The sequence below is a fragment of the Leptolyngbya sp. NK1-12 genome (assembly GCF_032598965.1).
Taxonomy (GTDB): Bacteria; Cyanobacteriota; Cyanobacteriia; order Elainellales; family Elainellaceae; genus Elainella.
In genome coordinates, this window is sequence record NZ_CP053586.1 from 4541012 (window position 1) to 4557028 (window position 16017).

Here is a 16017-nt window from a genome sequence, read left to right on the forward strand (position 1 = left end):
TCTGGAGATTTTGAACAGCAACAGGTCAGGAAAGTTTCCAAAAATGAGCGATGTAGAGGGCTTTGTAAACAGCTTCTAAGCCTCAAATATATTAATGCAGAACCAATTTAGGAATTTTGAATTCAAAATATCAAAGTATTCTAGTAAACCTGCCAAAATGGCAACCTCAAAAATTCAATTCCCTTACTCTATTAATTAACAACTCAACTAGAGTTGATTATCTAAGGAATCCAAAACTCTAAGGAGAAAGAGCAATGATTATTACCGATCTGAACTACCTGCAATCAGCTGATGACAACATTGAGGGTGGTTATTATTTTGGTCCTAGCAGCAAAACACTTGTGACTGCTAAAATTACCGAAGTTTTAGACATTAAGAAGAACTTTGTTGGTAAAACGCTTGTAATTGGCAACTTTGCTGGAGCTGAAGCTACCGCAAATGCAATGGGTAAAGATACCTCTACTCAAGCTATCTCTTCCACTACTGTTGTTCAAGGTAAAGGTTCTTCGTCTAACGCTACTTCCGTATCTGCCACCAATGGTTACTACTTCCGCTGGTAGAGCTGCTTGGAGCTGCAAGTGCTTTTCCTAGTCTAGGAAACTTTAATAGGGCTACTGATGGCTTAAGGTAATCAGTAGCTCTTATTAACTAGGTAAAGAATAGGAACAGAAGAATTGGTGACAGGAAAAATAGATATTGAGGTTCAACGCAATGACGCATGAAATTCAAGATCTGGATTTTTGGGAAGTTCAAGATAGCTCTAAGCCAGTTTCAGGAGGTCTTTATTCTCAAGTAAATGCTGTGGCTAATACTGATTTTAACTTTGCTTCAGCAGGTGTTGAAAGTATTGCCCTTGGTGAAAAAACGTCAACCTGGACTACAACACAAACCAATGTTATTAATACTTCTTTTTCTACTAATAGCTATGCCAAAGCCAGTGGATTTGCTCATGCCCAAACTGGAGGGAATTCATCTACGAACAAGGCAACTGTTATCTCGTATTCGGGATATGTTAACTACGTTCAAATATAGCTGCCAAGCAGCATTTCAAAAATTGAATTAGGCAAGAATGCGACAAATTGAGATGGCTTTTATATCTAATTTTTTATTTACTTACTGTTTTTAAACTATCTTGTTAGGGATCTAGAAATGTATATCGATACCATTGATACACTTGAGGCAATGCAACCTGTTCGGGAGCGGTGGAATTCAGTATATGAAGCTGACCCCCATTCTCAGTTTTTTGTCTCCTGGGTCTGGATATTCGGATACTTAAAGCGGCAGAGTGATGCCGGAGTACCCTGGTTCGTTTTGGCAGCAAGGGCAGGTTCCAGTGAGTCGGATTATGTTGCTTTCTTGCCTCTGAATGTTTGCGTTCAAAATGACGATGAGTTGGGCCTCTACAGTCAGCTGAAATTGGCCGGCATAACCGACTCCCATTCTCCAGGATTTATTTGTATACCCGAATATGAACACGATGCGACGGCAGCTTTTGTGGCATATCTACAGCATCAGGAAACCTGGTCGGTATTTGAGTTGCAGCACATGCAAAAAGATAGTCCACGACTGCTCCACGTTTTGAATAGCTTTCCAGCAAATCAAGTCAAAATCGTTGAGATGGGCGATCGGGTTTACAAAGACGAATTAGATGCTATTGACAACAGCATTTGTCCCTATATTCCCTTGCCGACTGGCTGGGAGGAGTACCTTCAGAGCCTGGGGGCTAGTACTCGAAAAAATATTCGAAAAAAGCTCAAGCGATTTTTGCAGCAGAGTGACGGTCCTGATGGATGCTATATTGCCTCTGCGAATGAAGCAAATATCGAACGCTATCTCGACATACTGCTTGGGTTCTGGCAAGCCAACTGGGAAAGCAGAAAAGGAGCAAAGCATTGCTCAATGGTAGCTGACAGCTGGCGATTTTTGCTGCGTCATTGTTTTAATCATCATTGTCTATATCTACCCATTCTATGGCATGGCGATCGACCGGTAGGCGCGATTGCACATTTTATTGATCGTTCCCATCAGTCGCTTCTCTCGTTTGTTTCCGCCCGAGATGAAACTTTTACCGATTTATCCCCAGGGCTGATTCTCCATTCTGAAGCAATTCGTTATGCCATTCAAAACGGCTTTAGAGTCTACGACTTCCTCATGGGAAATGAAGCCTACAAGTATTCCTTTGGTGCTCAGGAACATTACATTACAACCGTTGTCATTCATCGCAAAGATTGGATTCACCAAGATATCATCTTGAATCCAAGAAGTATTCCGGAAGCGATCACTATTGCTGAAATCTATCATCGAGAAAATCACCTCGATGAAGCTAAAAAGAGATATCAACAAATTCTAGCTTCTCAGCCAGAACAACCTGCGGTGCTTTATAGTTTGGCTGTCATTATGCAACGGGAAGGAGATTACCCAGCCGCAGAAGCTCTACTGAAACAACTGCTGGAAATTCAGCCAACTAACACAAGGGTCTGGTTTAGCTTGGGCACACTATATCAGCAGCAAGGCCAGCTCACAGCAGCGATATCTACTTACAAGCAGTCCCTTCGTACCGCGCCTGAAGCCGATGTAGTCACCTTAGCGATATATCATAACCTTGGTTATGCCCTACAGCAGCAAGGAAATTGGGATGAGGCGATTGAGTACTATCAAAGCGCTAGAGAATTTGCTCCTGATTGTGCTGAGGCCGAGGCGATGTGGGCAAATGCTTTGCATGCTCAGGGCAGGCTGTCTACAGAAGAAAAAGAACGCTATGCTGCTGTCAATTATGCTTTAGGTCATAAACGATGGCGAGCGGGTGATATCAAAGTGGCCATTGAGTACTACCGCCAAGCCGTAGCCATGCGACCAGACTGGGCAGAGGCTCACTACAACTTGGGTTTGGCACTGCAAGAATCTGAGGAGTGGTCTTGGGATGATGTAATTGCCTGTTATCGACAGGCCCAAGCACTGGCCCCTGACTCTACTGAAATCGACGTTAGCCTAGCAAACGCACTTTTTGCTCAAGGTAAGCTTTCGCTGGAGAAACAGTCGTTTTATGCTGTAGTCACCTATGACTTGGGTCACCAATACAGGCAACGCGGCAATTGGGAAGCTGCCGCCCAGTATTATCGAAAGGCAATTGCTCTTAAGCCAGACTGGGCAGAAGCTTACCATAGCTTAGGGCTAGCACTTCAGAAAGCAAGCAGTAGCAATTTAGATGAGGCAATTGCTTGTTACCAAAAAGCTCAGGCCCTTGAACCAGCCTTTTTAAAGGCTGATGTTAGCTTGGCGAATGCCTGCTTTGCTCGCGGCAAGCTACCTGCCGAAAAGCTAGCTGATTACGCTGCTCTGAATCATGATTTAGGCTACCAGTATCAGCAGCTTGGGGATCTGGAACTTGCAATCGACCATTACCGACAGGCTATTGCAATGGAACCGAACCTAATTGAGGCGCGGGATAATCTACGGCTGGCATTACAAAAGCAAGGCAATGTTCAGATTAAAGTCAGCGTTGCGAAATAACTATTACAGCATCAGGGTTCCTATTCCCAAAAACAGTTATGTATTCATCCGCTCATAGATTGCAGATGCAGAAGGCGAATAGCGAGTTAAATAACTAAAAATCCAGAACTTAATCACGGCGTCAATCATGACAGGAACCGTAGCGATAAAGCCGTTGATCAAAAACTTGCTCTCCGGCAGGCCAAAATGTCTGGCTGCGCCTTCCAGGATCACCTCCCAGCCTTCTGCCGAGTGGAACCCTACAAACAGATCAGTAACCAGGATAAACATAAATACCTTAATCGGATCGCTCAAGCCCAGAAATGTGCGGTTTGTAACGCTCCGCAAGGTTAGCAACTTATTGCGATTAAAGTAGACTAGACCACCAAAGACCACTAAAGCAACAAAATCTGCTATTACGTTCTTCAGCCCATTTAGGGCTTGGTTGCGAGATTCGCGCCAGAGTTCAACTGCCATCTCATGCAGTTTTTCTGCTTTCTCGGCTTCAGTCAGCGTTTTGCCAAGGACTTCTTGCACCTCCAGGCTTTCTTTGAATTCCACAAATTCCGATAAGAAATGCTGGCGGATCTCTTCGCTTAGCTCGATCTGAGTGGGATGGCGGTTACTGTAGTTACCCAGAACCGGATTCAAAATCGCCACTTTCGTTAGCAGATGGACCAGCAGCGGTACCAGCAGCAAAATTAGCAGCCAGCGTAGGGCGACTCGGTTTTGTGCCCGGCGCAAGCGCAGTTCTTGAATCACCTGCTGTTCATCTGGGTTAATTTCCTGCCCGATCTGGTTCAGGGTTTCGCGAATGGCTCCAGACCAGCGCTGATGGTTGGCCGTCAAAGTCGGGATATCGGTGGTATGCGGTCCAGAGATTTTTTTGGCTTCAGTCTCGCCCTTGGGTTTGGCAGAGGTAGACTCCTCCATCTCAGCCACGGCCATCGCCACATCCAGATCTCCATCAGGTTCGCGATATTTGCCAATCACGCTATCGATAAAGTCGAGTTTGGCAAATATCTCGGCTTCTAGGGAATTCGGAGTGACTTCCAGCGTGCCATCACCGACCTGCACCCCTTTGGGATTCAGCAAAAAATTTCCGACCCGGAACTGGGCCAAGCTGGTCCGAACTCGCAAAAGCTGTCGGTCGCGTGAGCTTCTAACATACTCGTATACGGATTTGCTCAAACCAGGCCGATAGGCAATTTTGTTTCCCTGAAAGTACTGGTTTTCCAACGCCTTAATTGCAGTTGCACCTTGATAGGCTTCCTCTAGAGCACGCTGTTGCTGTTGATGGAGCCAACGATTCAACCTACCATTAAGCCGTTGCATAACCCAACTCCAACCTCCCTGGTATTACAAAGCACTACCGCACCAACCAGCATAGACTGACAACGGCTCCTGCGATAGCTTTTAGGTTTCCGGTTGAATCGGAGCGCCGTCACTCAGTTTCAAGATATTTGTAGTGGCAATTTTATCGCCCGGTTTCAGCCCTTCTAGCACTACATAGTCATTGCCTTGCAGATTGCCCAACTTCACTGGACGCTGACTCACCACCGGCTGGGCTTCACCACCTGCCTCGGCAGGCTTCTCATCCACTACAAACACAAACGCCTGCCCACCGACACGAGTAATTGCCGTTGACGGCACCAGCATCCCAGCGGCTTTGCTCCAGACAATTCTGGCCTGCACATATTGCCCATCTCGCAGGTTGCCGCCGCCATTCGGGAAGCGAGCTTTAGTCAAAATCGATTGGGCATTGGCATCAATCTGAGGCGACACAAAGTAAATGCTGCCTGAACCAATTGGCTGCTTCGAGTTGGGGTCGATCAACTGCACAGGCAACCCGGTCCGCAGCCGATCTGAATAGTTGGAGGGCACCGAGATCCGCATGTCCAGCTCGTTGTTGCGGGTAATGGTCGTGATTGCGGTTTGGGGAGTTACATAATCGCCCACCTTGACCGGAAAGTCACCGACAATACCGTTAATTGGAGACGTGACCTGTTTAAATCCTAGATCAACTCTGGCGGACGCGACTCGCGCTTGAGCTTCTTTCACAGAAGCTTGTGCCTGTCCAACGGATGCTCTGGCGGCGCTCACCTGTTTATCAGCGGCAGCCAGGGTAGCTTTGGCGGTATCCAAGTTCCGGCGAGCAATGTCAAGCTGTTGCTGCGACTGGGCACCCTCGGTTACCAGCGTTTGGGTGCGGCTAAATTCACTCTGCTGAAGCTGCAGATCGGCGGCAGCTCTGGCACGTTCGGCTTCTGCAGTTTGCAACTGAGCCTGGGCCGTTCCCAAGGCAGCTTGGGCCGAGCTAACTCCAGCCTGAGCAGACGCCACATCGGCCTGGGTTTGATCAACGCTGAGCGCTACAATTGGCGTGCCCTGATTCACCCGATCACCATTCGTGACAAAGACCCGCTCAATCCGCCCTTGCGTCTGGGGCTGTAGGGTGACTTTCTCCGCTGCTTCCAAGGTGCCAACAAACTCCGAACTCTCTTCTACCTGGCCAGATTCCAGGGCCACCACCTTCACAGGCAGCGCTTGTTGGGGACCTCCAGCTCCAGGTGGGCCGCCTTGCTCGCTGCGGCTACAGGCGGTTGTCAGTAGCGAAACCATCAGGACAGAGCTGAGCAGTTGGCGCGTGATTGTTAGGTTGATCTTGGCCACGGTTCTAATTCTCGCAATGATTGCAAAATGGCAAATGGAAGGACTAACAGAAGGACTCGGAAGTAGCAATGAAGCTCAGTGTATCGAAACTTGATCGGTTAAGAAAGAGTCAGTGGGCACTCTTTAGGCAGTTTCCAGAGAGTTAAGCGCCTGCCAGCTGGCAAGCGTTTGGCCCAAGTTCTAGCCCAGGTTAGCTAGCACAACATCGGCAGCGACCAGGATTAATGGAACCCTATTATTTAGTTAGCATCAGGCAATTAGCCTAAAATTAGCCTAACTGGTACAGCCATAATCAATACCAACCCAATCATATATACAACTCTATAACCTCTGTAGCGCAACTGCTTTTAGATCGCATTCAGATCCACATTTTTGCGATTGCCACCTCTAGTTAGCTCACTACTCTGTAGCGGCTTTTTTAGGGCAAAACATCCCCCAACAGTATGAACTGCAGTGACACCGCCTAAGTAAACTTTAGCTACCACAATTTTAAGCAATCTTCCTCAACTTGCTCTTGATCAACTCAAGACCATCATTGAACAGTCGATTGCGGATGGTGTCCTGAGTTGGTGCGAGCATGACTAAATAATTGCGTTGATCGAAGCAGATTGCAAGGTTATGCCTGAAGAGTTGGCGTTTGTGCGGACTCTGATTCGGACAAGAGTAGCAAGTGATGAACTCAGCTTAGATTACTGCTTGGTGAATTTATCAGAAAAGCTAGAGTATATAAAATCGAAAAAATTAAGAACACACTATAAGCAACACGCTATGTACTAATCCGAGCGCTTTATAGTCAACCCCCTCACCCCTCACCGCTCGGCTGAGCGCTCGCGTCGAAGCCCCTCACCCCTCACCGAAACACTATTCACCATTTACTACTCTCTTTAGTAACTAAATGGTGTCTAGCGACTGTTAGCGCAGCGTTATCTTATAAACTTCCATCACTGCGAGCGACTAGAGAGCCTGCTCACATTGGCTGAGTTGAGTAAGGCAATCTAATTTTTGTGATCGATTGTTATAACGAACGGTCTGAGCCGATACAATGAAATAGGAAGGGTAAAGCTTATGGGTACTCAACCAACTTCGAATTGATTTCCAAAGATTGCCGCAAGATCACAACGCAAGATCACACCAGAACCAACTTGCCGCATCAAACTACATCAAACTACATGGAGAGTGCTTGGAATTCCATGCATCCAAATTGGACACCGCTCTGAAGGAGGGTTGTATGTTTCATCGAATTTTAGTCGCACTGGATCAGTCGGATGTCAGCCAGCAGGCCTTTGCAACCGCAATGGCAATGGCCAAGACACTAAACTCTCAACTGATGCTGGTGCATGTTCTATCCCCAGCAGAATCCAGCTTTCCGAGTCCGGTGTTTGCGATTCACGGCACCTATCCCATGTTTCGGGCTGAAGATGTCGAGCTGCATCTGAAACAATGGCAGGCCGTTCAGGATCAAATTCTAGAGTTTCTGCAGGCTCAAACTGCAATTGCCACATCTGCCGGTATTCCTACCGAATTTACCCAAGCCCTTGGTGACCCTGGCAGCACCATCTGCTCACTCGCCCGCAATTGGAATGCCAATTTGATTGTTATGGGCCGTCGTGGCTATAAGGGATTGAATGAGCTATTTATGGGCAGCGTCAGCAATTACGTGCTTCACCACGCCTCCTGTTCTGTGTTGACCGTTCAGGGCACGGTTGATCTAGAGGCCGATCTGGGGGCAGCCTCCCCTACAGCCGCTTCCACTAGCAATGCCGTTATGACATAGCAGCATGACACAGCAGCATGACATTGCGGTAAATTAGCAGCATCCGCTCTAGCGTTAGCCAAATGGATAGGGTGCATCGATTGCGATCTGCTGCTGCAGTTTCTGCGAATTACGAACCAGTGTTTCCTGCATTGCATCCAACTGCTGTAACTGAGATTGAACATCATTCCATTGGCGCTTGAATTTGACCTTGCGTTCCAAGGCGGCTCTTGCCAGATCCTCTCGGCCTCGCTGTAAGGCAGCTTGCGCCACCCGTTGCCAGGTATTCATCTCCGCTTGCAATCTGTTGGCCTGGGTTTGCAGCCGACTCCGTGCAGAAGCACTACTGCTCATCGCAGCAGCCAACAATTCAGCCGCCTTGACTGGATCACCATCCTGCACGGCTCCATCTAGCATCGAGCGGGCATCAAACGGGTTGACTGTTCCCAGTCCTACGCCATAATCCAGCAACTGCTGACTTTCACTGCGGCCCACCTTACACCAGGTCGCAAAATGCTCGCAGTTGTTGGTTAACAGATTGTACTGCTGCTCACCCAACCGACTCTCAGCTCGCTCCACTACTACATCCGGCACATAGGAAGCGACATAGGGCTTGACAAACACCGGATTACCTCGCGCAAACACTTCAAAACTTGTGCGGGCGACGGTTGGCACCTCTCCACCCTTGTAGTAGTGAATCACCGTTCCGTCTCCGCAATCGATGCCATGATGTTCATAGTCCCCTTCCCGATTGATTAAGGGGCGCATCACATAAATTTGATCGCCGCGTGCCATAGAAACCGAAGCCTATAAACAACTTTAGCTGCTTTGATTGTACTTACCCTTAAGTAGTTTTAAGTTTTGAGTTTTGAGTTTTGAGTTGAACGCTATTCAGTTGAACCAGTCACTTCAAACAATGGCATTACAGGATGCTCAAGAACTGCCCAACCCTTAAAACCTGGACCAAATCCTTCTAGACAATCGCGGGAAATAACGCCCGGACCAAAACAACGACCCATGAAACCCATTAATCGGACATGAACTCAAAACTCAAAACTCAAAACTCAAAACTCATTGCTCCCTACCCAATACACCAGCCAAATTGCCATAGGCCGCAGGTAGTGAGAGGCGCGGAAGGTGCCGGCGGCTGTGATCGCTTCGGGGGTGCGAAATTGCAGCCCGTTATCGTAGATTTGCTGCACCACGGCTTGGGTGAGGCGGAGCGCTTCGGAGCGCATTCCCATTTGCAGCAAGAAAGCAGCTAAGCCAAAGTTGATCCCAGTCCAGACTTCGAGCGGATGGGTATCGTTGGGGTTAACGGGAGAACCGTCGGGACGTAATCCGTTGGCTGCACCAAACCGACCATCATGAAATTTCAGGAAACAGGCTTCGTAGATAGTCCGCAAGGCCGACTCGGCGCATTCTGTTGGCACCACATCCGGCAGACCCAACAGCCGCGCATAAAACTGACCACAGAGCTGATCCGCCATCACCACGTCTGAGCCACTGTCACTATCGAGGCGGTAATAGGTGCCATTCCACAGCTTGGTTTGGTAAACGATCCGCGCCTGCTTTAGCCAGTGCCGATACTCCGCCAACACTTCAGGGGATACCCGGTCCGCCAGAATCTCTCCGATGGCAAGTGCCGCTTCCAGCGCGGCAATCCACAGTCCGCCGCAGTAGGCACTTACGCCCTGAAGTCGCCAGTCGTCGAAGGTTTGATCCGGTGCACCAGAGTTTTCGGGAATCCCGTCTTGGTCAAAGTCAAAGGACTTCAAATAGGCTAAAGCTGCCACAATCGCGTCCCAGCATTCCGCCAGAAAGGCTAGGTCTGTACAGCCTGTAAAGACAAAATCGCGGTAGACCTGAAGCACAAAATCGCTGCCCAAGTCTTTCCAGAGATTGCAATCCTGATAGCTGGTGTAGTTGGTCTTCTCCCAAACATGCTCGTTGGGCGCACCGAGATCGTGGGGCGTCGCGTTTTTGGCTTTGCGGAGAGCTTGGGGACTGGGTTTGCCAATCGTGTAGTAGTAGCCAATTGTACGGGTGCGGGTGTCGTCGGTGGGGATGGCGCGGGCAAAGGCTCGCAGCACTGCCTTGTCCAGATCAGGAAATAGAATCAATAGCGCAAATGAACCGTACAGGCGCACATCCAGGCTTTCGTACCAGCGGTAGTCCAAACATTCCAGAATCGCAAATTGACCGATCGGGTCTCGTTTGGTTGCTGCACTCCAGAGGCTGCCGCCGCTGCATAGGTCATAAAGTTCGTTAAACAGCGCCATCTTGAACCAATCCGGCCAGTCGTCGCGGTCCAGAATCGGCTGCTGCCACTGCTGAATTTGGGCCTGCCAACTAGGGTACTGTTCTAGCGCCGTTTGGGCGATTTGCCACGCATGGCGGCCATCGCGGCCAAAAAAGTCGGTGTAGCGGCGGTTGTACTGAATGCCCTCGGCAAACTCCGTCACCGGGAAATCCCAGCTCACGACAAACGGAATTCGGCGCGTTTCACCGGGTTGGAGCTGCAAGCGGACCGCGCAGGCACTCGCTATCTGGTCTCCGGCCACGGCGGCTAGCTCAGCGTTGTCGTTTGGAATCGAACCATCTGCCGCAAAGCTAGCCCAGATCTCGCTGCCGTCTCCAGTCGGCTGCCAACGGTTACAGCGAAACACCTGCTCTCTGGATCGTTCAGGCTCAGTCTTGACGGCCAAACACCACTGCCCATCTCCTTCTGCCGGTGTCGTAGGCCGATTTTGCCGATCCAGCACAATGCCCGCGACCGATCCCTCCGCGTACTGCCGAGCAAAATTCCCCGCACTCTCTCCCCAGGCAGGCTGATACTCGTACACCGGACTGCCATCATCGCGGACACGCACTTCCGGCAACTTCAGGGTATTGCGAAACCAGCCCACCGTGTTCTGCCAAGTCAGCATAATGCTCAGTGTTATCGGCTGATCGGTTGGGTTGTGCGCCTTCCACTCAAACACGGCTACCGGATAGCTGGTTTCTCGATAGTTGTGGGGCAAAATGGGCGAAAACTGCTCGCACACTAGCTCGGCCTGAAACACATTCCGGTAAACAAACCAGCTCCGCGGGTACAGGGCAAAATACTCGCCTGTCCCACCTGTCTCGCCTGTCTCAGAGGCTTGACTTTCGCTACTCGGATACCAACTCCAACCGCTAAGGCTGCCGTCTGGCGGTTCGGTACAGAGGGCGTAAGCTTGCGGCGGCTCGGCTCCCACCTGCTCAAACACGCTAAACTGACAGGCCGGAATTGGGCGAAACAGATGCTCGCCGCCGTCGATGTGCCAGAGGTTAAAGTCACCTCGATGCGAGCGCCCGATGCAGCCCGCCCCAAACCCACCCAGCGGCATCCCATGCCAAGGGCCATCGTCAATATTGCTGGCATAGCGCACCCGGTAGGGCCGTTCCCAACCCAAACCAAGCGCCCGCCGCCAAGCGCACTTCGGAATATCAGCAGTCATACCATTTCCCTTTGCTTGAGCTACCGATCACCAAGCTCAACAGGCTACATTGCGCAGGCTCCATAACTTAAAACTCAAAACTCAAAACTCAAAACTAAGAACTGGTATCAGATGTGTCATTTCCCGATTCTACAGGCAATGGGAACCAATTCTCGCGTAGCGCCATCCCGAATCTACGGTTATTCAATCGGAATACGTGACATGTCAAGCAGTCTTTGATACAATCACTGCATATCAGCAGGAATACGATGAAACGAGAGCGCTTTTCGTATTTCTTTTACGGATGCTTGTAGAAATCTCTTGTACTGCTAGCCATTCTTCTCCGACCATTCCACCATGCGAACCACCTCCAGCCAACCCGTTCCTGACAGCAGCTTCAACCCAGCCAGCCCTTCGTTTTACTACTTTGCCTATGGCTCCTGCATGTGCCCGGTGGACCTGAAACGCTCGCTGGGAGAAAGCACCCATCCATTTGTGATTGGTGCCGCCACGCTAGAAGGCTATCGGCTTGGCTTCTTTAGACGCTCGCAGCGGCGCAATTGTGGCGTGTTGGATATCGTCAAAGATTCGACGGCACGGGTCGAAGGTGTGCTCTACCGGTTGCCGTGGCGACTCAGCCACCGGCTCGACGAACGCGAAGAAGGTTACCGTCACGAAACCATCGAAGTGATTTGCCGAAGCCAGCGCTACAGCCAAGTTCGCACCTATACGGTGATTGAAAAACTCACCGAAGAACATGCCCCCAACGACTGGTACTTTAACGTTGTGCTGCGCGGAGCGGTCACTTGCGGCTTGCCGGAACAGTACTGCTGGAATTTGTTCCACCATATGCATCAGTTGCAGCAGACTGCTAACCAGCTTGTTATGCCGCAAGTCCTCGGTGGGGGCGTAACCGAGAGCCAGTTGATAAATTGATTCAGTTGCCTGCGTGGAATGACCTGTCTGTAGCAGGTATATTAATTCCCGGTTCGGTTTTTAGGTTTGATGATCCGGGCTAAAGACTTTTGAGCCAGAATTAAGATTTAAGTGGAAATCCTGAGCATTCTCCAGGATTTTACGCTCAACTCGTAGGACTGAAGCACGGGAACTCGATTATGACAGATGGGCAAAAGCCGAACAAGCCGCTGTTTTCACAACACTACCTGGAGCATCGCATTCAAGAATCACCAGAGTGGCAGGTAGATGTGAGTCATTTGTTGCCCCATTGATGCCTCACCAACAAATCTAAGATTCAAAACTACCTAGGCGATTATTACAAAGATTATTACAAAAAAGGACAGGTAGAGCCAATGCTGATAACGACGCAGGCAAACTCCACCTCAGTTTTGATGCCTTGATCGACCTGCTGAAGAAAAACAAAAAGAAAATCGAAATCGATCCGACAGCCCGCAAAGAGCAGCAAACGCTGGAAAAGAAATATCAAGCTAGTCTGGATACCCTGCTGCCCATCAAAATGCAACTGATGCGGTGCGACAACCTGATTGATCAAATTGTTTATAAGCTCTATGGATTGACAGAAGAAGAAATTGCCATTGTAGAAGGCCAACCCGTTGCAAAGGAGGAGGAAAAGCGTACAACATGCTGACGGACAAGATCACCCATGAAAATGACCGACTATTTCATTGAGTTTGCTTCTCAGAAGCATCCTGAAGTTCAACGAGAGTGGATCGAGCGTGTATTGGCAAACCCGATCAAGCGAGAAGTGCAACCAAATGGTCGGATTTCCTATTGGGGCAATATTTCAGAAGCAGAAGGTCGAGCTTTACGGGTGATCACACTAGAGGATGGAGAAACCATTCACAATGCTTTTGTTGACCGTAACTTTTACAAACGACAACAGCGAGGCGAGGAACCCTCATGAAGATTCAATATTTTTCTGAAACGGATACATTAGCGATCGAACTGACTAGTAAACCTGTTGCGTCTACCGATGCCATCACGGATGATTTGATACTAGATTACGACGACCAAGGCAAGATTGTTGCTATTACAATTGATAACTATTCTAAAAATGTGGATGTCGTTAATCTTCAAGCCCTCGATCTGCCATTGCTAAGTGTGTAACTAGACACATGCTAGAAAATGCTAGGAGAAACCATTATTTGGGAGACTCAGTAGATCGCAAATCCTGTTGAGATCCCCCCTACCCCCCTTACAAAAGGGGGGAACCAAGCCAACAATGGTTTGAAGTCCCCCTTAGTAAGGGGGATTTAGGGGGATCAAACCCAAACCTAGAGAGCTAAACAAATTCATTTTCGATCTACTGAGACTATGTAGCCAAATCCAGCAGCATAACAACCAACGGCATAACAAAAAGAGAGGTGGTTAGGATACAAAGGTTACTAGCCACTGAATTCAATCGATCTACTGCGATCCGCGTAGATCCTAAACTGGATTAACTCAGGTCTTTGCTTAACCGGCGATTCAACCAAACGCCCTGCGATCAAACAACCACTGCTCACCAACCAGCGCTTCGAGCTGCTGACTGAGGCGGGGCAAAAAGGACTCTGGATCGTTGAGCTGAGCTTCGGTTAGCCAAGCCCGTAAATCCGCTTCGGTTTCAAAGTTCACGTCTTGATTCTGAGCTGCGTATACGATCATCTCTAGCGCTTGTTGCTGCCACTGTTCTGAGTGGGGATGGTCTTTGCCTTGGCTTTGACAAAGCAGAAGGGCGGTTGTAGCCAGCAGCGGCTCTAAGGCGTCGGCTTGGGGAACGGCTTGGAAGAGGACATGGAGGAGACCCATTTTGCGATCGAATGGAAGCTGAATTCGCAAGCCTAGCCAGAGGGCTTGGGCGAGATAGGCGAGTCGATGAGCTGGGGCAGACGTGCCCAGATTGCTCAGAACTGTAACCAAATCGGGATAAGCCCAAATCCGAGCCAGTGCTTCCGCCGCTTGCAGATTGAGCTGAAGCTGCTGCACCAAATCCCCCTGTTGACCTGCTAGATAGGCCATGTTCGCCAACGTGGCCGCTTTGCCTTGCACATCCCCAATCGCTTCTTTCAACTGCAACGACTGCTGATAGAGCGAGAGTGCCTGCTCCACTTGCCCTTGTTGCGCATAGATGCCGGCGGAGTTGTGCAAAATCGCTGCTCTTTCCCGCACTTCTGCCTCCGGGCAGGTTTCCAGCGCCTGCTGATAGTGGGCTAGGGCAGCACTGACCTGACCCAGCGGTGTTTCAGAGCGAGCCAGACTGTGATAGATGCGGTAATCCGGCGCAATCGCTAGGGTGTTCTGGCAGAGTTCCACGGCTTCTCGAAACCGGCTCTGACTATACCAACGGTGAGCCAGCGCACTGCCAATCTCCGCGGCGATTTCGGCCTGTCCTGCGGCTAGCGCCAGTCGGTGCATTTCCTGCCGTTGTTCTTCGGTCAAGGTTTCTGATGCTTGCCACCAGAGGCGGTAGAGCGTGGTAGCAGCGGCAGGCAGCAGCGCCGGGTCGAGGTTGGGCAGCAGCGGGGCAAGCAGACGCGACACGCGGTAGACCGGAGTTTGGCTGAGCGGAAAGGCTTCCAGCAGGCCCAGATCGATTGCCCACTGGCGCTGGCGCTCTACTGCGGGGATGCCGTCCCACACGGCCATCATGGCGGCTTCTGGCACGGGTAGCTCATACACCAAACCTCTGGCTAAGAGCTGTTTCAACGCTTCGGACTGCTGGGCTAACAGGGCCTCTGCCAAAATCGCTTCCCGGAATTCTGCCGCCTTGGCTGCGATCTGGGGCAAAATCGCCCCGGTATCGACATCGCCTGCCAGCAGCAGCTTGTTTAGCCATTCCAGCAAGCGGGGGTTGCCATCGGCCGCCCGTTTGGCCTGCTCTTGCAGCGCTGGCTCTACTTGGGAGTCTGGGCTAAACGCTGACAGCCGCTCATACTTTTTTTGCAGCTCGGCTCCCCGCAGTGCTGGCACCATCTCTCGGTGCAGCGACCTCAACCGCCAGTCTGGCGGCAGCTTTACGTCGTAGCAGCTTGTGATCAGTACCCGATGGGCCACTTTACTATCGCCCGCTCAATCCGCTGCGTTGGATCCGGCTGCTGCCGCCGCTTTTGATACCAGTGGTAAATCTTCTCCGCCAGTTCCACCACCCCAACCGTAATCCCAACAATCGTAGCAATGGTGGCTAACACCCCGTCTCGCTGGGGTTCCTCGGTCGCAGGCTCCCAGCTCCCAGCAATGCCCGGTGTTTGTAACAGTTCCTCTGTGGCGGCAACCGCTCCTTCGCCTTCCACTTCTAGGACAATCTCTGACATGACTTCCCTGCATCAATAATGTTCTCAACAGCATAGCCAGAGACAGGTTGTGTTGCCAAAGAGCGACGTTGCTGAAACAAACCATCATCTCTCAAGCCTCTCTCAAAAATGAATGATCCTTACAGGCAGAAAAAAACAGAGGTCGATCAGACACCATTTCAGCCCTACCTCAGTCTTTCAAAAGCCTTCAAAAATCCTGTATAAACCTCTAGATTTTCTACGTGGTTACACGAAATTACCAGTAATATTAATTACATTTATTTTAAGCTTTTACTAAATTGGGACAAGCCGGCGGCTTGGTTCTGAGTATGCCCTTAGATAGATTTTGGCAGCATCTTATCTTTATTGTTTCCGATTCTAGAAGTGCGGGAAC

General features: G+C 50.0%; 14 protein-coding genes. 8 read left to right on the top strand and 6 right to left on the bottom strand.

The features are described 5' to 3' along the window. Positions 1–254 precede the first annotated feature (254 nt). The 3 genes from HJG54_RS19415 (at position 255) to HJG54_RS19425 (ending at position 3510) form a co-directional block, all read left to right on the top strand. Positions 255–560: a hypothetical protein gene (locus HJG54_RS19415; protein WP_316430769.1), complete on the top strand. Its 306-nt coding sequence runs from the start codon at positions 255–257 to the stop codon at positions 558–560. 151 nt (positions 561–711) lie between these two features. Next, entirely contained in the window at positions 712–1032 is a 321-nt protein-coding gene (locus HJG54_RS19420) for a hypothetical protein (RefSeq protein ID WP_316430770.1), read from the top strand. Positions 1033–1149: 117 nt separating this feature from the next. After that, entirely contained in the window at positions 1150–3510 is a 2361-nt protein-coding gene (locus HJG54_RS19425) for a GNAT family N-acetyltransferase (RefSeq protein ID WP_316430771.1), read from the top strand. Between the two features lie 36 nt (positions 3511–3546). Here HJG54_RS19425 and HJG54_RS19430 read toward each other — a convergent pair whose 3' ends face one another. Together HJG54_RS19430 and HJG54_RS19435 are read right to left on the bottom strand one after the other, a co-directional pair. Further along, positions 3547–4824, bottom strand: a complete 1278-nt coding sequence (locus HJG54_RS19430) for a hypothetical protein (RefSeq protein ID WP_316430772.1) — start codon at positions 4822–4824, stop codon at positions 3547–3549. 81 nt (positions 4825–4905) lie between these two features. Next, positions 4906–6162, bottom strand: a complete 1257-nt coding sequence (locus HJG54_RS19435; protein WP_316430773.1) for an efflux RND transporter periplasmic adaptor subunit — start codon at positions 6160–6162, stop codon at positions 4906–4908. Between the two features lie 1228 nt (positions 6163–7390). On the opposite strand from HJG54_RS19435, the gene HJG54_RS19440 reads away from it, so the two are divergent. Beyond that, entirely contained in the window at positions 7391–7936 is a 546-nt protein-coding gene (locus tag HJG54_RS19440) for a universal stress protein (protein ID WP_316430775.1), read from the top strand. Positions 7937–7990: 54 nt separating this feature from the next. Here the strand turns inward: HJG54_RS19440 and HJG54_RS19445 are convergent, their stop codons facing one another. Together HJG54_RS19445 and HJG54_RS19450 are read right to left on the bottom strand one after the other, a co-directional pair. Then, complete coding sequence (locus HJG54_RS19445) at positions 7991–8710, bottom strand: lecithin retinol acyltransferase family protein (RefSeq protein WP_316430777.1); 720 nt, start codon at positions 8708–8710, stop codon at positions 7991–7993. A 269-nt stretch (positions 8711–8979) separates the two neighbouring features. After that, positions 8980–11397, bottom strand: coding sequence for a GH116 family glycosyl hydrolase (locus tag HJG54_RS19450; protein WP_316430778.1), 2418 nt, complete (start codon positions 11395–11397; stop codon positions 8980–8982). A 336-nt stretch (positions 11398–11733) separates the two neighbouring features. On the opposite strand from HJG54_RS19450, the gene HJG54_RS19455 reads away from it, so the two are divergent. The 4 genes from HJG54_RS19455 (at position 11734) to HJG54_RS19470 (ending at position 13461) form a co-directional block, all read left to right on the top strand. Then, entirely contained in the window at positions 11734–12312 is a 579-nt protein-coding gene (locus HJG54_RS19455) for a gamma-glutamylcyclotransferase (protein ID WP_316430779.1), read from the top strand. Between the two features lie 418 nt (positions 12313–12730). Further along, the gene (locus tag HJG54_RS19460; protein WP_316430782.1) at positions 12731–12982 is read left to right on the top strand and encodes a hypothetical protein; all 252 of its coding nucleotides are present in this window, start codon (positions 12731–12733) and stop codon (positions 12980–12982) included. 15 nt (positions 12983–12997) lie between these two features. Then, on the top strand, positions 12998–13258 hold the full coding sequence (locus HJG54_RS19465; RefSeq protein WP_316430784.1) for a hypothetical protein: 261 nt from the start codon (positions 12998–13000) through the stop codon (positions 13256–13258). Then, entirely contained in the window at positions 13255–13461 is a 207-nt protein-coding gene (locus HJG54_RS19470) for a DUF2283 domain-containing protein (protein ID WP_316430786.1), read from the top strand. Before HJG54_RS19465 ends, HJG54_RS19470 begins: the two co-directional genes overlap by 4 nt. A gap of 360 nt (positions 13462–13821) precedes the next feature. Here the strand turns inward: HJG54_RS19470 and HJG54_RS19475 are convergent, their stop codons facing one another. Together HJG54_RS19475 and HJG54_RS19480 are read right to left on the bottom strand one after the other, a co-directional pair. Further along, on the bottom strand, positions 13822–15387 hold the full coding sequence (locus HJG54_RS19475) for a tetratricopeptide repeat protein (protein WP_316430788.1): 1566 nt from the start codon (positions 15385–15387) through the stop codon (positions 13822–13824). Further along, on the bottom strand, positions 15369–15644 hold the full coding sequence (locus HJG54_RS19480; protein ID WP_316430789.1) for a hypothetical protein: 276 nt from the start codon (positions 15642–15644) through the stop codon (positions 15369–15371). Before HJG54_RS19480 ends, HJG54_RS19475 begins: the two co-directional genes overlap by 19 nt. Positions 15645–16017: the final 373 nt, after the last annotated feature.